The sequence below is a fragment of the Hypnocyclicus thermotrophus genome (genome assembly GCF_004365575.1).
Classification (GTDB): domain Bacteria; phylum Fusobacteriota; class Fusobacteriia; order Fusobacteriales; family Fusobacteriaceae; genus Hypnocyclicus; species Hypnocyclicus thermotrophus.
In genome coordinates this window covers 62,829-83,719 of the sequence record NZ_SOBG01000002.1, presented here as the reverse complement: position 1 = coordinate 83,719, position 20,891 = coordinate 62,829, and the positions used below count along the sequence as shown (strand labels likewise).

At 23.7% G+C, this 20,891-nt stretch carries 17 protein-coding genes; all 17 read right to left on the bottom strand.

The annotated features are described in order from the left end of the window. Window positions 1-9 precede the first annotated feature (9 nt). A complete protein-coding gene (locus EV215_RS02405; protein ID WP_166667322.1) occupies window positions 10-1,422 on the bottom strand; it encodes a SpoIVB peptidase S55 domain-containing protein in 1,413 nt (470 codons plus the stop codon). Between the two features lie 10 nt (window positions 1,423-1,432). Then, window positions 1,433-1,744, bottom strand: a complete 312-nt coding sequence (locus tag EV215_RS02400) for a rod-binding protein (RefSeq protein WP_134112400.1) — start codon at window positions 1,742-1,744, stop codon at window positions 1,433-1,435. A 10-nt stretch (window positions 1,745-1,754) separates the two neighbouring features. Continuing rightward, entirely contained in the window at window positions 1,755-2,753 is a 999-nt protein-coding gene (locus EV215_RS02395) for a flagellar basal body P-ring protein FlgI (RefSeq protein WP_134112399.1), read from the bottom strand. 34 nt (window positions 2,754-2,787) lie between these two features. After that, window positions 2,788-3,714, bottom strand: coding sequence for a flagellar basal body L-ring protein FlgH (locus tag EV215_RS02390; protein ID WP_134112398.1), 927 nt, complete (start codon window positions 3,712-3,714; stop codon window positions 2,788-2,790). 12 nt (window positions 3,715-3,726) lie between these two features. Beyond that, window positions 3,727-4,578, bottom strand: coding sequence for a flagellar hook-basal body protein (locus EV215_RS02385; RefSeq protein ID WP_134112397.1), 852 nt, complete (start codon window positions 4,576-4,578; stop codon window positions 3,727-3,729). Window positions 4,579-4,643: 65 nt separating this feature from the next. Further along, on the bottom strand, window positions 4,644-5,144 hold the full coding sequence (locus EV215_RS02380) for a M48 family metallopeptidase (RefSeq protein WP_134112396.1): 501 nt from the start codon (window positions 5,142-5,144) through the stop codon (window positions 4,644-4,646). A gap of 117 nt (window positions 5,145-5,261) precedes the next feature. Next, the gene (locus EV215_RS02375) at window positions 5,262-6,068 is read right to left on the bottom strand and encodes a glucosaminidase domain-containing protein (RefSeq protein ID WP_134112395.1); all 807 of its coding nucleotides are present in this window, start codon (window positions 6,066-6,068) and stop codon (window positions 5,262-5,264) included. 87 nt (window positions 6,069-6,155) lie between these two features. Further along, on the bottom strand, window positions 6,156-6,884 hold the full coding sequence (locus EV215_RS02370; RefSeq protein WP_134112394.1) for a hypothetical protein: 729 nt from the start codon (window positions 6,882-6,884) through the stop codon (window positions 6,156-6,158). A gap of 11 nt (window positions 6,885-6,895) precedes the next feature. Next, window positions 6,896-7,900 (bottom strand): UDP-3-O-(3-hydroxymyristoyl)glucosamine N-acyltransferase, encoded by a 1,005-nt coding sequence (lpxD, locus tag EV215_RS02365; RefSeq protein ID WP_134112393.1) that lies wholly within the window; start codon window positions 7,898-7,900, stop codon window positions 6,896-6,898. 12 nt (window positions 7,901-7,912) lie between these two features. Then, window positions 7,913-8,401, bottom strand: a complete 489-nt coding sequence (locus EV215_RS02360) for an OmpH/Skp family outer membrane protein (RefSeq protein ID WP_134112392.1) — start codon at window positions 8,399-8,401, stop codon at window positions 7,913-7,915. A 45-nt stretch (window positions 8,402-8,446) separates the two neighbouring features. After that, window positions 8,447-10,486, bottom strand: a complete 2,040-nt coding sequence (locus tag EV215_RS02355) for a BamA/OMP85 family outer membrane protein (protein WP_134112391.1) — start codon at window positions 10,484-10,486, stop codon at window positions 8,447-8,449. 15 nt (window positions 10,487-10,501) lie between these two features. Then, complete coding sequence (locus tag EV215_RS02350) at window positions 10,502-14,878, bottom strand: translocation/assembly module TamB domain-containing protein (protein ID WP_134112390.1); 4,377 nt, start codon at window positions 14,876-14,878, stop codon at window positions 10,502-10,504. A 19-nt stretch (window positions 14,879-14,897) separates the two neighbouring features. Further along, window positions 14,898-16,664 carry an NHL repeat-containing protein gene (locus EV215_RS02345; protein WP_134112389.1) on the bottom strand — a complete coding sequence of 589 codons (1,767 nt, stop codon included), beginning with the start codon at window positions 16,662-16,664 and terminating at the stop codon, window positions 14,898-14,900. Between the two features lie 17 nt (window positions 16,665-16,681). Beyond that, the gene (locus EV215_RS02340) at window positions 16,682-17,545 is read right to left on the bottom strand and encodes an HDOD domain-containing protein (RefSeq protein ID WP_134112388.1); all 864 of its coding nucleotides are present in this window, start codon (window positions 17,543-17,545) and stop codon (window positions 16,682-16,684) included. Between the two features lie 16 nt (window positions 17,546-17,561). Beyond that, the gene (gene rsmG / locus EV215_RS02335; RefSeq protein ID WP_134112387.1) at window positions 17,562-18,269 is read right to left on the bottom strand and encodes a 16S rRNA (guanine(527)-N(7))-methyltransferase RsmG; all 708 of its coding nucleotides are present in this window, start codon (window positions 18,267-18,269) and stop codon (window positions 17,562-17,564) included. A 45-nt stretch (window positions 18,270-18,314) separates the two neighbouring features. Continuing rightward, entirely contained in the window at window positions 18,315-20,201 is a 1,887-nt protein-coding gene (gene mnmG, locus EV215_RS02330; RefSeq protein WP_134112386.1) for a tRNA uridine-5-carboxymethylaminomethyl(34) synthesis enzyme MnmG, read from the bottom strand. Between the two features lie 29 nt (window positions 20,202-20,230). After that, on the bottom strand, window positions 20,231-20,890 hold the full coding sequence (locus tag EV215_RS02325; protein ID WP_134112385.1) for a potassium channel family protein: 660 nt from the start codon (window positions 20,888-20,890) through the stop codon (window positions 20,231-20,233). Window position 20,891: the final 1 nt, after the last annotated feature.

Genomic DNA, 20,891 nt, shown 5'->3' with positions numbered 1-20,891 from the left:
TAATGAATTTTAATTACTTGTACTTGCCTCAAAACTATCAATAATTATATCTTTAGAATAATTATTGTTAGAAATAATATAATAATCAAAATTATATTTTTTCATAAAAATAACTTCGCCCTCTTCATTTTTTAATTGAATCAAGAGCTCATTATTTTGTATATTATTTTCTAAGTTATATAAATATTCTACTATATTTTTTGCTTGTTCATTATTTTTACCTTCATTAACCAAAGCTTCTAAAGTGAGTTTCCCTATTTTTATATTATTAGGTATCTCAAACTCTATTATCTTTTCAACATTCCCAACCTGATGAATTAAATATCCTAATTTAATATTTATTTTTTCTCCCAACACAAATATTTTTTTATCTAAATTTATTTCATTTAAATACATTATTTTGCTCTCATCATAAAAATCTATATTAATTTCTATTTTATCAAAATCTATATATTTAAATTTATTATCAACTACATTCAATATGCTGTTTGATAATGTATTTGCTAATCCATTAATAATACCATTTTCAGCTATTAATATATTGCTTTCTTCAAATATTTTATAACCATTTTTATTAAATATTTTATATTTATATTTTACTGTTTTATATTCTTTTTTCCTTACATTTTTTTGTAGTGCTACTGACAATGATTCTTCTAAATATTTTCTTAATGTATTTTCATTTTTTATAATATTATACTGTATTTTTTTCTTATTTTCACTATCTTTTTCAACTAAATTAATTAAAAATTTATATTCTGAAATATTATTATTTATTTTACCTTTAAATCCTATTTTTGTATCACTTGATATTTCTCCTATTGTTTTTGTGCTATGTCCAATTTTAAAAGAATTATTAATATCATTATAAACAAAATCAATATGTGCTTTATTTAAATAATATTTAATATCTCCAATTTCATTTAGGCCATGTGAATATATATATACATTATTTAACTTATCTACATATGTTAACGTGCCTATATTATCTAAAAAAATATCTCCTCTTGTTGGGGAGATAGCAATAGATGTTCCTGGTAACACTTCAGTTGATAATTCTTTCTGTGGATATTTTTCAAAATAATTCACTGGTTTTATCAGTCCATATTTCCTATTATCTTTAAGTGCATACGCAACACTACCAATTAATTTATTATTAATATATACTGGTGACCCACTCATTCCTTCAGATACAAATGTATTATTATCAATCATTTGAAATAATAACATATCACTATTTGAATTTTCATCTTTTAATATAGTTATTATTTTTATTGAAATATCTTCTATTTTTTCTCCTTTTAACACTGTTTTAATATTACCTATACTCCCTAATAGTATATCTTGATAATCAATATATTCATTTGAAAAAATATTAATATTTATTAAAAATAAAAGTATATACTTATATATTTTCTTCATATTCATCCTCTTATTTTTTATTATTTACATTTTTAGATAATTGCTCATATATATTTTTAGCAATACCAAAATCAGAACTTTTAGCCATTTGCTTAGAATATTCTGTATTTAACATTGATTTAAATATTTCTTCTGAATTTCCTGCATAAAACATATTATTACTTTTATCAACTGTTTTATCCATTGAATCTAATAACATTTTTACAAATAATGCTTCAAATTCTTCACTAGTTTCTTTTAATGCTTTTTCATCTTTTGTTAATTTTTTTTCAGGTATTTTTACAGTATTTAAATATTTTAAATAATTTGTTGTATTAATCATTTCTTTTCACCTACCTAACATCAATTTCTGCTTCAATTGCTCCTGATGCTTTTAAAGCTTGTAAAATAGATATTATATCATTTGGTGTAGCTCCTATTGAATTAAGCATATCAACTACATCTTTTACTGTTGATCCGTTAAAATATAGTGCATTTCCTTTTTTATCTGTTCCAGTATTATTTCCTATTGCTATAGATAGATCGCCGTGTGATATAGCCACTGGTGATACTTTAATTTCATTCCCTAATATTATTGTACCACTTTTTTCATAAATTACAATTTTGGATTTTCTATCCGTTTCAACTTCCAAATTTTCTATAGCTGAAATAAAACTTACAATATCATCTTCAAACACATATGTTTGTTTTATTTCTATTTTAGAAGCATCTATTGCTTTTGCCGTATCATAATTAAATCTTTTATTTATAACTTCTGCAACTCTTGAAGCAGTAGTAAAATCTGGATTATTTAAAATAATTGATAATTTATTGTTATTTACTAATTCAACTTCTACTTCTCTTTCTACTGTAGCTCCACTTGGTATATATCCATTTACACTATTTGTTATGTTTTTACCTGTAACTCTAGATAAAGTCCCTTGAGCTAATGCATAAACTTTGTTTCCTGCAACAAGCTGTGTTTGTAGAAGTATCCCTCCTTCTAAACTTTTAGCACCATTAATCGAAGATACTGTAACATCTATTGTATCACCTATTTTTTTAAAAGAAGGTAGTTCTGCCGTTACCATTACTGCTGCAACATTTTTAGAGTCTACTTGAGATTGACCTAATTCTGTACCAAAATATCTATATAATGATTTTAATAATTGTGGTGTTAAATTTTTTGCACTATCACCTGTACCGTTTAAACCTACAACTAATCCCATTCCGATTAAATGATTTTTTCTAACACCTTCTATTCTTGCTATCTCTTTTATCCTCTGTTTCGGCTCAGAAAAAGAGATAATATTTATTATTAAAAATAATATTATTACTATTTTTCTTTTCATTTATTCCTCCTAAAAAGGTAATACACTTTATTTTTTAAAAAATACCTAAGAATTTTTTTCTTTTATTTTCTATATTAGTTTTATTCCCAGTATTTTGAGTATTATCTATTGTATTTTTTTCTTCTATATTAGTTTTATTCCCAGTATTTTGAGTATTATCTATTGTATTTTTTTCTTCTATATACTGTTTATTATCACCTATATTAGTAATTTTAGGCTTTCCAACATACATAGCGCCATTATAACTAAATTCCATATTTTCAATATATTTCGAATCAATAGTATTATCAATTTCAATATCATTTGGTCTAATATATCCTGTTACTTCTAATGTGACTATTTCATTATTTAAAAGTGTTGTTTTGGTCCCTCTTATGAATAAATTTCCATATTTGTCTACATCTTCTACTCTTGCCGCTATTTTTCCTGTATATGATGCCCCTCTACTTTGATCTCCTGTTCCATCAAAAGAATTTGAATCTGGTTTTGGCGTTGTATCTGTTGTCTCTTCTATTTTATCTTTAGCTATATTTTTATCCCTTGGATTAGTTGCTTGCGATGTTGAAGTTGTCTCTTTTGCTATTTTATCATCTACAGGTCTATAATTAGTAAACCCTGTTTTAGCATTGCTATATGTAAGTTTTGCTGTTGCTTCTTCATTTATTAAAATAAATAAAATATCTCCTTTTTTATTTGCTCTTCCATCACTGTAAAGAGAATTTTGCTCAATATTCCATAATGAATTTGTTTCGTCTTTACTTTTATTTTCATCTTCTGGAAAAAACACACTTATATCTGGCATTTCGGCTATTCTACTAGCTTTTTCTGTAGGATATTCCGCTGTTTCACTATTTTTATTCAGACCTTTTACTGTAGCAGCAGTGTTTATAAGTGGATTTGTATTTGTACAACTAGCTACTATTACTATCAAAAATAATATAATGATTTTATTTAATTTCATTTTTTCACCTCATTAAGTCCATTTTCCAATATTATTTACAACTTTATCTAATGTTTCATCTTGAGCGCTTAATACTTTTTGATTAGTTTCATAAGATCTTTGTACATTAATTAATTCAACCATTTCTTTTACTGTATTTACATTAGACATTTCTAGATATCCTTGATAAACATCACTTTTTGATGAAAACTTTGATTTTGATATATCTGCTAAATAATAACTATTTCCTTCTTTTGTTAATTCTCTAGTATCATCGAATTCAGCTATATATAATGCATTTCCTGTCGTTTTAGCTTCTTCCATTGGTAATCTATAATCTATATTAAGATTATTTATTGCTACCTCTGAAATAATATCTCCATTTATAATTTCTCCATTTTTTTTGATTTTAAAATCTTTTAATGGTTTAATATAACCTAATTTACCCGTTTCATTGTATGCAAGTACTTTATCACCCTCATGATTAACTAAATACCCTTCAGAATTTATACTAAAGTTTCCCATTCTACTAAATCTAATTCCTCTATCTGTTTCAATTGCAAATAAACCTTTTCCTTTTATTGCAAAATCCAAATTACTTTCTGTAGTTTTTAATTCTCCTTGTTCAAAATTTATATAATTTTCTTTAATCTTAACTCCTGTACCTAATTTACCTATTTTCGTTAATTTTACCTCTTCTCGTTCTGGTACTCTTGCTTCAACATTTTCTTTTCTGTAAATATCAAATTCTTTTCCTTGCTCCATTATAGTAGTACTTTTTTTATACCCAGTTGTATTTATATTTGCTAAGTTATCTGCTATTGTATCTTGTTTTTTTGCTTGTGTTGTCATTCCTGAAGCTGAAGTGTATATTCCTCTCAACATATTTATACCCCCATTTTATACTTATTACTTCTTATTTTATCACATATAATCTGATAATTCAATTCTTACCATAAGTATTTATTTGTTAATTTTATATAAGTTAAATATATCCTCATATCTAATTCAAATTGAAAATAATTTTTTTCAATATGAGTACATAATTTATAAAATTCTTTATTATGTTCTTTTTCTTTTAAATGTGCTAATTCATGTATTACAACAAATCTTAAAAATTCTTCTGGAACATTTTTAAAATCTGTAGAAATTTTTATTTCATTAGTTGCAATTGTTTTATTTCCATGTATTTTATAATTAAATATATTAAGACCAAGTGCTTGTTTTTTTAATTTTATTTTACTATCATATTTTACTTTATTTAAAGGTTTTGTTTTTTTTAAATATTTTTTTCTTAAATTATCTACATATCCGTATAAAAGTTTATCCGTAGATATATTGTGTTTCACTTTATATTTATTAAACAAGTATTTTTCTACAAGATTATTATTAAATAATTCTTTAACTTGAATTTTAATTTTTTCAGAATATCCCTCTAAATACACAAACATTTTTACTCCTTAATTTACTAAAAAAGAGAAGTTACCTTCTCCTTGTAATATAAGACATTTTATCATAAAATCTCTTCTCTAGCAATTATATTATATATATCGACAATTTATATTGATTTAGTTATAGTTTATTAATTGATATTTTTCATATTTTTCTAATTCATTGTATTTTATAATATTTTCAATTTTTTTTACATACTCTTCTCGCTCCTCAGAATAATTTTTTAATTCTTTTATTATTTCAAATTTATCTTTATTTTGATTAATCTTTTCTCTAAAATTTTTATATCCATTCCCAACTGAAATATTATAAAAATAATTTTCAATACTATCTTTTATACTATTAAATTTTCTCAAATATACTTCATTAATTCCTCTTACACCATTTAACGATTTTATTCTAGGTAAATCCTCTCTATAAGTCCAAACTCCAAAAACATTATTTCCTTCTGCAAAAAATCTTGAAGTTCCCCAACCGCTTTCTGTTATTCCTTGTGCCAATATTATAGATATTGGCGGTATAACCATTTTTTCTATTATTTCCTTTATTGAGTTACTTCTATATTTTATTTTTAATTTTTTTATATAAATTTTCTCTTTTTCCGTAAATACTTCTTTTTTTTCTAATTTCATTAAGTATTCCTTTTGAGTTTCTATATCCGTTTTTACCATTAATATTTCTGGTAAAATAATTGATATAAAATTTAATTTTTTTTTACTTATATCTAAATTATTATTATAAAAATTTTTTATCACATAATTTACAGGTTTAACTTTTTCTCCTTTTAAGATTATTATATCTTCTTCTTTTTCTAATAATATTTTAGGTATTATATTTTGTTTTTCTTCATTTGATTTTGAATATACTATTACAAAACTAATTAATATTAAAAAAAGTGTTCCTATTATTCCTTTTTTTTTCATTTTATTCCTTTCATTTTATTTTATATTTTATAAATATATATTATTTTTCATAAATTCTCTATAAAAATAAAAGGAAGCATACGCTCCCTATTTATTTATAAGTCCTATATATGTTACTGCTACTCCAAAGCTACTATTTCTTAAACGCCAAAATACTTTTGTTCTTAATGTATCTCTCGTTAAAAATTCTCCCCCAATATTTCCTGTAATTATTTTTTTATTATCTTCTTTTTCATAAGTATATAACTCTCCTAATAATTTTACCTTTGTATATATTGGAGCTTCTAATGTTAAAAAATAATCAGTCATTCCTTTTTTTTCTATAGTAGTTCCATATTTAAATCCTAAAGACAGATCCATTACCTTATTTTCAACTGATTTTAATCTTTTTGACATTACTAAATATACATATGCTTCTGTAAGATTTTTCCCATCCTCATTTTTTTGATCAGCCATAGCTTCATACTCATCATATTCAACATAACCTATTGCTATTGCTGGATTATCTTCTTCTTTTACTATTTGAAACTTTATATTACTTTGAATAAATGTTTGATCAAGTTCACTATTATTTGTAGAAAGTTTAAATCCAGTTTCAATTTGTGGTAAATATCCTATTTCAAATACTGCATCTGCTGAAAGAGTATCATTTTTTCTTGATTGATTATTATCTACATTTCCACTTATTGTATAATTTTTTTCTCTTAAAATATATGCTGATGGAAAATCCATTGTTCCAGTTACTCCAGTTACTGCTGGCGTTGCATATATTACTAGTGATATTAACAAAAATATTATTGAAATAAATTTTTTCAAAATTATTCCTCCTATTTATTAATTAACTTTTCTAGAACTCTTACTCTTTTTAATAATTCTGGTAACCTTTTAAAAGCTACTTTTGCTTTTAAATCCTCTGCATAATCAATAGCAGGATAACCTGAAATTTTAGAATTATCCTTAATACTTCCAGTTATAGCACTTTTAGCTGCAGCTACAACATTATTTCCTATTTTAATATGCCCTACTACTCCAACTTGTCCAGCTAAAGTAACATTATCTCCTATTTCTGTACTTCCAGCTATTCCTACTTGAGCAATGATTATACTTTCTTTTCCTATTTCTACATTATGTGCTATATGCACTAAATTATCTAATTTTGTTCCTTCTTTTATTCTTGTATCTCCTATTGCGCCTCTATCTATAGTAGAATTTGCTCCTATTTCTACTCTATCTTCTATAATAACTCTTCCTATTTGATCTATTTTAGTATTTTTATTATCTACTTTTACATATCCAAATCCATCTGAACCAATTACACACCCTGGTTGTAATATTACATCATTGCCTATTTCACAAAATTCTCTTATTGTTACGTTTGGATAAATGATACAATTTTTCCCTATTTTTACACCTTCCAATATAGTAACATTTGGATAAATAATAGTATTTTCACCTATTTCTACATTGTGACCAATATAAGTATTTGGGGCTATTTTAGCACTATTAGATATTTTAGCATCCTTTTCAATCATCTCTTTTATATCTTTTATTTTTGGTTTAAAAAAATCTAATATCTTTGGCATCAATATTCTAGGACTATCATTTACAATGATATATGTTTTATCTTTAGGTAATATATCTTTGTTTATATTAGGAATTATTATTACTTTTGCCCTTGTTTCATCTAACTTTGATAAATATTTTTTATCTGCTGCAAATGTCAATTCTCTATTTGTTGCACTTTCAAATGGAGCTATTCTTTTTACAGTGATATCACTTTCACCATAAATTTCTCCATTTATCATTTCAGACAATCTTTTTATTGAATACATTTTTCCTCCAAATTAATCAAGTGATATTTTTTCGGTATTAGCTAATCTCTCTATTACAACATCACTAATATCTATCCCACCTATTATCACTACTTGACTATCTAGTACCACATCTAATTTTTTTTCTTTTGCAACTTCTTGAATAACAACATTTATATCAGATTTTACAGTATTCATTTGCTCATATTCTGTTTTTGATAATACTTGTTTCATTGTATCTACGTATTGATTTAAAGATTTTAATTCTCTTTGAAGCTTTTGTTTGTCTTCTTCTGTAGATTTTTTTTGAGAATTTACTTCACTTTCTAGTTTTTTATACTCCGCTACTCTTTTATCTATATCACTTTGTAATCTAGATTTTTCTTGTTCTAAGTAATTAACTGCATCTTTATATCCTTTATAATTAGATAGAATTTTTTGATAATTAACTACCCCAATATTTTGTGCAAAAGCACTTAATCCTAATAAAACCATCATAACTAATAAAACTATTTTTTTCATCTTTTCCTCCTTAATTTTAGTAAATTTTTTATGTTTCTTTATTCTTTAGAACATTTGTCCTATATTAAAATAAAATTGTCCACCTTTTACGTCACTATCACCAATTGGCCATCCATAATCAAATCTTAATGGACCAAGAGGCGTTTGAATTCTTATTCCAAATCCATAAGAATGTTTTATATCATGTAAAAATTTTACATAATCACTTGCCGAACTATATTCGCCATTAATTAATCCTTGATTAAATGATGTTTCATTTTCCCACGCTCTTCCAAAGTCATAAAAAAGCACAAATTGAAAATTATCATCTAATTTTGTTCTATTCTCTATATTTCCATATAATTGATAAACACCTTGAAAATCACCATAATCATATCCTCTTAAACTACTTCCACCACCAACATTAAATTTCAATCCTTCTTTAACATTTGAGGAAGCCATTCCTGTCATAAGTCTATATGCCATACTATTTTTTTCAGAAAGTGCTAATTTATACTTTCTAAGCTCTAGTTCCGTTACCGCAAATTCTTCAGAGCCTAATATTTTCCCTAATTGTAAAGAGATTCTTGCATAATCACCTTTTGTTGCATCATAAATATTGTTTCTTGTATCATAAGTAAATGATGGTGTTAAAGTAATTATATCATAATCTGACTGTACTTCTTCATCTTCATTGCTTTCTTCTATTTGTTCATATTTTATTGTTCCATTTACACGAACTCTTTTAGAAAGGCCCTTTCCTAAACTAGCACTTCCACCGATTTTATCTACATAATAAGCGTCTGTACTGCTTGTATCTGTATAATTTTTCTTATATATACTCCATCCATAAGAAAGTCTTTCTGTCCCTTTTACCCAAGGATCTGAAAAACTCAAATTATAAGTTTTTGTGCTAGTTCCTTGCGCATAGCTAAGTGCAGCTGTTTGATTTTTACCTTTAAAATTTTTATCTTCTAAACTTAAACTTCCTAAAAGTCCTGTTGATGACCCGTAGGAAATCGATCCTGTATAAGTTGCACTTTTATTTTCATCTAATAAAAACACAACTATTTTTCCATCTGGATCTCCTTCTATATCTTTAAATTCTTGTGTAACATTTTTAAATAATCCTAATTTAAATAAATTGCTCGCTGTTTTTTCAAATTTTTCTCTTTCAAAAGGTTTTCCTATTTCTAATTCTACTTCTCTTCTCAGTACAAAATCCTTTGTTCTTAATTTAATATCATTTGCTTTTCTTCTCATTCCGTCTTCTTTTCTAGCAATTTTTCTAAATTGAATTCCCCTAACAATTCCTTCAGAAACTTGAATTGTTAAATTATAATTTTCATCTAATCTCATATCAACTAGATTTGCTAATGAATATCCTTTATCATAATATTTTTTCAATAAACTATCTCTATCTTTTTTTAAATTATTAATATTATAGATTTCACCAGGTTTAGTAATAAAATCTTTTGTTAATTCATCTTGCGTAAATAGTGTATTTCCTATAATTTTTATTCCTGTTATTACCGGATTTTCCAATACTTTATATTTTATATATATTCCATCTTTATATTTTAAAACTTCTGGTGTTACTTCTCTAAAATAACCTGTTTTTAATATTCTCTCTTGCCCTTCTAATATTTTAGTTTTAGAAAAGAATCCTCCTATTTTTACAGGTACATTTTTTAATATTTCTTCTTTTGATATATTTATATTACCAAAAACTTCTATACTTTTTATTATTAATGATTTATCAATCTTTTCTAGCTCTGATACTGGAACTATCCCTTCTTCTTTTAAATATCTAACGGCATCTATATTTTCTTGAATATCAACCACTACATTTATTTCTCCATTTTCAATTTGTGGAAATATTTTTAAATCTTCTATATATTTCTCTTTTTTTAATTTTACATAGTCTTTTACCATTTCTTCTGTTGTAAATATTTGTCCTTCTTTTAAGCTCATTTTATTTAGAATTACTTCTATTGGGACTTCTTCATTGTTTTTTACAAAAATTTTACCTATTTTAACTTGTGTTGCATAACTTATTGTAATACTTAAAATAAATATTAAAAATATAAAACTCTTCTTAATCACTTTTTTGCCTCCATCTTAGTTGCTTTTTTTTAAAAAATTAATAAATGTAAAAAAAGAATCAACTTTGTACTTGAAATCTAAATCAATATGTGAACTAATCCTATCATCTTCTAACGAACCAGGAGTTCGTTTTTTTATTCCTGTTTTCCATGAAACATTATCATTAAATTTATAATTTAACCATAAATCATAATCATTTATTTTTCCACTTTCATACTGGGAAAATTCTGTATATAAATTCCATGATAATATATCTTTATATATTGGATTACTAAGTTCTATATTAGCGCCTAATATAATATCATTTGTAAATTTATAGTTTCCATTTTCTTCATTTTTTGAAAAAACAGGAGAGCTTATTTTTATTTTATTTATATTAAATATTCTTTCTAATTCATTAGATAAAGGATTAAATAACTGACCTTCAAATTGTCTATTTAAAATATCTTTTACAACTTCGCTTGCATTTGAATCAGATAAAGTCGTTTTAAACAATAAAAGCGATGTTATTTCTATCTCATTTAATCCAGAACTAGACGTCATATTTACTTTTAAATCATTATACCTTCCATTTAGTGATACATAAATATTCTCTGTTGATACACTCGTTTCTGCATTTATAGTGATACTAGGATTAATATTAGGTAAATAACTATTTGGATTATCAAAAACTATTATTGCATCTGTAAGCTTAAATATATTATCATTAAAGGTTACGGCTCCATTTTCACTAGTTATCGTCCCAATAAAATTAATGTTTCCATTTGTTATTCTTAATATTCCCCCTCCATCTAAATCAGCTTCTATATCATTTATAACAGAAATTTTTTCTATATTAGCTGTTATACTATTTTTTATGTTTATTGCTATTTCTACATCTATTAAACTTAAAAATTTTTCTAGTTTTGCTTCTGATAATGTTACTTTTTTATCTGAAAAACTTAAATTATATATATTTCCAGCTAAAATATTTAGCGTTGAATTTATTTTACTTTCATTTACATTTCCTGATAAATCTATAATCAAATTAAATCTTTTTTTATCATATACTGATATTTTTTCTAATATATAAGATAAGTTATATTTATTAAATTTTATTTCATATTTATTGTTATTTAAAGTAATTATCGGAAAATCTATTTCTCCATTAACAAATATTTCTCCACTATTTAATAACCCTTTTATAGTTTTTATAAAAATTTTATTCTCTTTAAATTCGCTTTCTATGGTAACATTTTTCAAATCTATTAATCCATATTTATCTTTTGCAAAAAAATCTTTTATATTTAAACTTCCAATTTGATTTTTATTTTTAAACTTTAATGATATATCCGCTATTCCTCCAATAGCTTTTAGATTTGGTATATTTAAAATATTTAAAAAACTTATGTCTATATCATTTCCGTCTAAATTAAATTCATATTTTGAATTATTATAATTATAACTTCCAACTCCACTTAATATATTATCATTATATCTTATTAAAGCTTTATTTAAAACAACTTTTTCATTATCTCCTGTCATATCTATCAATATATTATCAAAATTAATCTTTTTATATTCAAGTTTTTTACTTTCAAGTCTCAATCTATAATCAAATTCTTTATAAATATTTCCTTTTAATTTGAATTCTGTTCCTAATCGCCCTTTTATTTGACTTTCCATAAATATATTGTTTATTTTTTCAAATTCTATATTATTTTTATTTGAATTTATATTCACATTTCCTGTATCAAAATTTATATTTCCAAATAAATTTAGTATAGAATAATTATTTTGAATAATTTGTAGCTTACTAAAATCTATATTCCCAATATATTTTTTATTTTTTTTAGCTGAATAACTAAATTCAGTTGATACATTTGGTAGTTTATATCCTTTATAATACATATTTTTAAAATTTAATTTATTTATTATTTTTATTTTATTGAAATCTCCTATTACATAGCTTTCCCCTATTATTTTTGCTTTTAAATTATCATTTTTTAATATTGTATTAATATTATCTTCGTATATATTTATATTAATATCTATATTTTGTGTAGCTAAATTTATTTTACCATTAATTTTATTTTTATTAATAGAAATATCATTGAACGATAAAATATTATTTTTTAATTCAACTTCTCCATTTAATAAAATATTATAACTATTTAAATACAATAATTGTGTCTCTTCTATTTTTAATTTAAAATCAAGTTTATTTTTAACTTTAACTTTCCCTGAAAAATTTATACTTTTTCCAATTATATCAAGCTTTGTTAATTCTTTTATATTATCTAATAAATAATTATTTACTCGATATTCTATATTTATATTATCCTCTATTAAATCATAAATACCTTTTAATTTTAAATATCTATTTTCTATATTATTTATATATAATTTATTATCTCTATAATCTAATTCAACTTTTAATTCTTTTAAACTAATATTATCATAATTAAAAAAACTTAAAGATGACTTAGTTTTAATTTTTAATTTATTACTATATTCTAATTTGAATTTTGTTTTTATATTATTTAGCTTTGCAATATATTCACCATCACCAAAAAAATCACCATTAAATTGTAATTTATAAAAATCACCCTCTATTTTTCCTCTAATTATTGAATTGAATTTTAATTTAGGATATTTTTTTAAAAAATATATATCTTTTGCATTTAATTTTGAATCTTTTATATAAAGAGTATATCTATCATTTATAAAAAATCCATTAATCTTAACAAAACTGTTATTTTTTATTATATTTAATGTTTCTATATTGTATTTTTTTAATTTTTCACTCTCTCTTATTTTTATTTCTAGATTATCAAAATATAAATTATTTTTTATTATCATATCTGATGTTAGTTTATTAATTTGGCGTTTTTTATAATTAAAATCTAAAAAAAGATTTCCTTTTAAATCAAATACAATATTATTTAAAAAATTTATCTTATAACCTGCACTATTTAAATTTAATAAAAATTTATTTTCATTTATTAAAAACTTAAATTTAAAATTTTTTGTATTATTATTTATATTTATTTGCTTATTTTTTATATCATAATTAATTTCTCCATATAAATTTTCAAAATCTAATTTAGAATCAATTTTATTTATATAATAATTTGTCCTTATTAATTCGTTTGATATATAATCACTATTTAATTTAATATCAAATTTACTTTTTATATTATTTTGAATCAACTCTAAAGTTGTTGTTAAATCTTTTATCCCAAAAATTCCATTATTATAAAATATTGTTCCCTTTATATTTTCTGCACTATTTTCTAAGTAATTTATTCTTTTGCTTCGCATATAAAGATTAGTTTTTTTTAAATTATTACCATTAAAGTTGAGATCTAAACTTACATATGATAATATTCCTTCTACATCTTTTAACATATCTTTATTCTTAAACTTTATTTCTTCTATGATATCGTTTATATTTAAATTTTTTGAAATAATTTTTATTTGTGAGTTCTTATCTTCTTTATTAATTAAAAATTCTAGTTCATTATCTTTTATTTTACCATTAATATATCCTTTTATATCTTGACCTAAAAAAAACACTTCACTTTTAACATTGTTAATTTCTAAATTTTGAGAGTTCCCAATATAATTTATTTTATCGCTATCTAATATTAAGTTCCCATAAAGATCGTTATTATTTGTTATTTCTAACTTCATATCAAAGCTTCCACTATTAGCTGTTATATATTCATCTAATAGTCCATATTGAATAAACTCTTTTTCTAATTTAAAATTTTTTAATTCAAAAATATTTTTAATTTTATCTTTATTTTTTATAAATTTATAACCAAAAAATGCATCTTTTTTTTCTTTTGTATACCCTTTTAATTCAACAACAAATTTATTTAAAGAATAAAATTTTATATCTCCGTTAACTGCTACTATATCTTTTTTTATTAGCGTTTTATATGAATAATCTTTCAATTCAATATTTGCATTTTCTATTGTTATTTTTTGAATTAAACTATTTTTAACCTTTTTCTTACTTGAGACTAAAATTGCATCAAGAATATTTAACTCCTTTTTATTTTTTATTTTTATATATAATTTTGGCTCTTTAAAATAAATTTTTTTTATTGGAGAATTAAAAAAACTTTTATAATCAATATATAAATGAACCTCTTTATCCTCAACTATTAATTCATTATTTTCTTTATCATATAATCTTAGATCTTTGAAAAAAATTTCGTTATAATTTCTAAATGATACATTTTCAAAATCAATATTATATCCAAGCCCCTGTTTAAAACCTAATTTCACTAATTGTGTGAAATTCGTTCTTATAAACATAAATAAAAAAACAAATATAACTATTAATGCAACTATTCCTAAAAAATCAAAAAATTTAATATGTTTTTTTATAAATTTATTCATCAAATTTCACCAACATCATTTATTTGTCTAATGCGCTTTGAATATCAAGTACTATATATTGTGCATTAAAATCCTCAATATATTTTTTAAATATTACATATCTTTCATTTATTTTTAAAGGTATTAATCCTTCTTTTAAAAAACTTAAATCTTCTATTAATTTAAATTCTTTATTATATTTTCTTATTCTAAAATTATATGAATCTACAACATAAATATATTCTTTATCAACATAAATTGAATTCAATCCTTCTTCAGAAAAATCATCTTCAAAGCTTTTTTCTATTTTATTATTTTTTATCATATCTATTCTTTTATAATATTTATCTAGTACATATACTGTATCTTCATTAACAAATATATCAGTTAAATTATTTTTATTTTTTTCATCCCATCCAAAACTATTTTTTTCTTTTTTATTTCTAAAAACAGAAATTATACTAGCTTTTTGTCCATACTCCTTAATTTTTTCAAAAAAAGGATTTAATACAGTAATATTCATCAATTTACTATTTGCTAAATAATAATTCCCCATTTCATCCAAGTCTACTATTAGATTGTAAATATTTTTATCTATTTTTTTAGGATCATAACTTTCTTGTATCTCTTTTTCATAATAATACATTTCATTTGTTTTAAATATATTATAATTTCCATATTCTGCTATTAATTTCCCTGTTTGAGAAATTTTTCTGATTTTATTTTCAAAAGGAAATGTAATAACTATATTACTGTTTTTATCTACACAAATACTTTGAGGCTTTTCACCTATATTTTTTATTACATTTATTAATTCTTTATATTTATTATAGACTAATATCTTTTCAAGTTCTCCATCTAAAATATAAAGATTCTTTTCATTATCTACATCTATATCTATAGGTTTTATGTATTCATTTTCTCTTATGTTTAATAGCTTAAATAAGAGTTCTAAACTGTTGTTTTCTATATCAAATTTATAAACATTATTATGATTTAATATATAAATGAATTTTTCTTTTGTATCAAAATGATTTATTCCAGATAAGTTATATTTTGTTTCTATATTTAATTTTATTATATTATTATCCACATCTACTAAAATATTTTCAGTAGCATCATAAATATATAATTTATCATTTAATTTATATAATTTAACTGGGTTTTTCATATTTTCAAGATTAATTTCATTAACTTGTTTATAATTCATATTATAAACATATATTTTTTTACTATAATTATTTAATACATATAATTTATTGTCTATAATTATCATTGAATAATTTAAAAACGAATAAGGCTTATAATCATATCTAAATTTCTCAAGTAAAATCTGTCCTATATAGTCACCTGTCTCTTTATTAACTATTTGTACTCTATAATTATATTCATCTAATACATATAATTTATTATCATTTACTAATAATTCTCCTGGGTGTAAAACCTCTTTTTCCATCATTCCAGTTTTTAAAAAAGTTTTTTTATCTCCCGTTTTAATATCAATTTTTATTATTTCATTATTGCTACTTTCACTCACGTAAATGTAATTTTTATCAACAGTAAAAAAAATAGGTTTCTTAATGTTTTTGTATTCTTTTTCTAGTTTACCATTTTTATCAAACATAGCAATTTTACCTAACATATAGTCCGATATAAATAAATTATCATTATAATTATTAATTACATTTGCAAGTCCTATATTTCCTTTTTTAGAAACATATGGATCTCCTATAATTTTGTAATTATAAGAAAAAACATTTATATTTAAAATAATAAATACTATAGATAAAAAAACTTTCTTTAACATATTTTTCTCCTTAACACTTAGGATTTATTAAGCTCTAAAAATGTTTCTGCTTTTTCTAATTCAGCTTCTAACTTTCTAATAATTACTGGTAAATCTTCTTTTTTTAATTTCAAAGCATCCAAAATTTTTTTACTTAAGCTTGGTTTTGCATTATTCCCGCTATCTCCAATCTTTCTAAGTCTTACAAGTGCATCTGCAACACTTACTATACATGGCAATATTCCATCTTCAGTATTAATTGCAAGCTCTGGAGTGTGATGATATGCTATTACTGTAGTTATACTTTTGGGTAAATTCCATTTATTAGAAAGTCTTTTTCCAATTTTTGTATGGTCATAACCCAATATCTCTTGTTCTACTTCATGTAAATTTCTATTTTCCTTTTTAGCTTTTGTAAGTGCCTCTATAAATTCATCATGAAAAAGCTGATCTTCGAATACTTTTGCTATGTCATGAAGTAGCCCTGATACAAAAGCTATCTCTTCTTGAGGATATTTTATAGTTTTAGAAATAATCCTTGCAGCAAATGCAACTGCTAAGGTGTGTACCCATAAATTTTCTCTATTAAATGGTCCACTTCCACCTTCATACATTTTACAAACACTAGCACTTAAAACTAGACTTCTAACTGTATCAAACCCTAATACAACTATAGCTTCTGTTACTGTTCCTATTTTTCTAGGAAATCCATAATACGAAGAATTAACTAATTTCAATGTTTGGATAGTTAAAGATTGATCACTTCTTATAACTTCATTTATATCTTTTGCCGTACTATTTGGATTATCTAATAACGCTAATATTTGTTGTATTATTATTGGTAGCGTAGGTAAATCATCTAGTTTATCTATTACCTTTTTAATATCAGTAGTATTACTCATAATACATTCTCCTTAATCATAACGGTTTTTTTAATGGTCTTCCATTTTTCCTTGGATATTTTTCATCATTTTTACTTTTTTTCAAAATATTTAATATTACTCTTTTATCATTTGAATAAGGTAATTTTTCATTATACACTTCAATATATTCCGAATTTAAAACTTTTAAAGCATTTTCAGCTTCTTTTAATTCTTCTTCATATTCTAATTTTTGAGGAAAAAACCTCCCGTTAACTTTTAAAAACGGAATCTCATATTCTAATATAACATTCAATTTTGATACTCCTCTGCAAAATCCAAAATCATATTTTTCTCTATTTCCATTAATATAATTTTCGGCTCTATCATTTATAATCTCCACATTTTCTAAAGAAAGTTCTTTTTTTGTAATCTCTAAAAATTTTGTTTTTTTCCCAACAGAATCTAATAAGGTAAATTGAATATTTGTATTGACAATAGCAAGTACCATGCCGGGAAAACCGGCACCCGTACCTATATCTATTGCTTTTTCATTCCCTTTTATATATTTTAATATGTTTTTTTGGACTAATAGAGAATCTAAAAAATGCTTTTCTATTATTCCTTTATCATCTCTTATTGCAGTAAGATTAGTATGTGAATTGTATTCTTTTAAAATTTGAAAATATTTCAATAATTTCTCAATACTTTCTTTTGAAATATCTACTCCAATTTTTTCTATTCCTTTTATTAGATATTCTCTCATATTTCTCCTCTAATTTAAAGTATTTTTTATCTTAAATAGTATTGATTATTTAATATACATTAATAATACTGATATATCTGCTGGCGTTATTCCTGATATTCTAGAAGCTTGTCCAATATTCAAAGGTCTTTTTTGCTTTAATTTTTGTTTTGCTTCTAATGTTATTCCTTTTATATTATCGTAATCAAAATCTTTTGGTATTAATTTATTTTCAAGTTGCTTATGTTTTTCTATCATTTTAAGTTGTTTTTTTATATACCCTTCATATTTTGTCTGAACTTCTACTTGATATTTTGTTTCTTCATCAAAATCCGAAAAATCAAATTCAACATCCATAACTTCCGCTACATATTCAACATCACTATATTTTATACCTGGTCTTTTTAAAAACTCATCTAATTTAATTCCACTTTTTAAAGGCTTTTCACCATTTTTTTCTAGTATTTCAACCACTCTTCTATTTGAACTTCCTACTACATTTGATTTTAATTGAACTCTTATTTTTTCTATATTTTTTCTTTTAGTTTCTATAAGTTTGTATTCTTCATCGGATAAAAGCCCAACTTTATATCCAATATGAGAAAGTCTCAAATCAGCATTATCTTCTCTTAAATAAAGTCTATATTCAGAACGCGCCGTAAACATTCTATAAGGTTCATTTGTTCCTTTTGTTACTAAATCATCTATTAATGTACCAATATACGAATCTGCTCTGTCTAAAATAACTGGTTCTTCCCCTTTTATTTTTTGAACAGCATTAATTCCCGCTATAAGGCCTTGTGCTGCTGCTTCTTCATATCCAGAAGTTCCATTTATTTGTCCGGCTAAAAATAATCCACTAATTTTTTTAGTTTCTAAAGAATACTTCAATTCTTCTGGATCAACATAATCATATTCTATTGCATAAGCATATCTCATTATTTTAGCATCTTCTAGTCCTGGTAATTTATTTAACATCTCATATTGTAGATCTGCTGGTAAACTAGAAGAAAATCCGCTTACATATATTTCATTTGTATCATAGCCTTCTCTTTCTAAAAATAGATGGTGTCTTTCTTTATCCTGATATCTAAATACTTTATCTTCTATTGATGGACAATATCTAGGCCCTACTCCTTCTATAGTTCCATTAAACATAGGAGATCTATGCTTATTATTTAGTATAATATCATGAACTTCTGTATTTGTATATGTTATATGACAAGGAATTTGTTTCCTCGAATTAGCTTCTTCTATTGTTGTTTTTCTAGAAAATTTTAATCCTTGATTAATATCTCCTGGCTGTTCTTCTATTTTATCAAAATGAATAGTTCTTGCATCTACTCTCGGAGGCGTTCCAGTCTTAAATCTACCTAATTTCAAGTTACATTTTTCCAAAGAACTCGATAATTCTTCTGCAGATAATTCTCCCATTCTTCCACCTTTAAATTTATTCTCACCAATATGTATAAGACCTCTTAAAAATGTCCCCGTTGCAAGTACTACCGCTTTTGCATAATATGTAAGTCCCTCTTTAGTTTTTACACCTTTTACTTCATTATTTTCTACAATAAGTTCTGTTACAATCCCTTGTATTGCTGATAAATTTTCTGTATTTTCAATAGTTTTTTTCATTTCTTTATGATAAGCTTTTTTATCACTTTGCACTCTTAGTGATCTAACCGCTGGTCCTTTTCTTGTATTTAAAACTCTTATTTGAACAAAAGTTTTATCAGAATTTCTCCCCATTTCTCCACCAAGTGCATCTATTTCTTTAACTAAATGACTTTTAGCAGGTCCTCCAATTGATGGATTACATGACATTATTCCTATATTATCAAGTGTAATTGTAAACATAGCTGTTTTCATTCCCATTCTTGCTGCTGCTAAAGCTGCTTCACAACCTGCATGTCCAGCGCCAACTACAATTACATCAAAATTTTCATTAAACATTTTTCCTCCTATTATTTGTTTTAACTCTATTATTTTAATTCTTCCAATTTTTTAGCTGTTCTACCATCTGTTGCAACAATTAATGTATCACCTTCAAATATTTTAGTTGTTGCATTTGGACTAAGAACCGCATCTCCTCTCTCTCTTCTAATTGCTATAATATTTGCATTATAATCTTTTCTTAAATCAAGTTCTATTAAACTTCTATTTACAAAACTAGCTGGTGCTTTTATTTCTATAATTAAAAATTCTTCGGAAAATTTCATATGTTCTATTATATTAGTTTCCATCTCTGCTAAAGCAACTCTTTTCCCCATATAAATTTCAGGAAAAACAACTTCATCTGCTCCTATTTTTTTTAAAACTTTTCCGTGAGCTTTTGTTACCGCTTTACATATAACTCTTTTTATTCCCATTTCTTTTAATGTAAGGGTTATAAGTATACTAGCTTGTATATTTGTTCCTACACAAACAAAAGCTACATCAAAATTATTTATACCCAAATCTTGAAGACTTTTTTCATCAGTTGCATCTATTTCAACTGCATTATCTACAATATCATTATTTATTGCCTCTTGAATTATTTCTTCGTCTATATCAAGTGCTAAAACACTTTCATCTGCTTTATATAAAGTTTCAGCTATACTACTTCCAAATCTTCCTAATCCTACTACTAAATATTGTTTCATT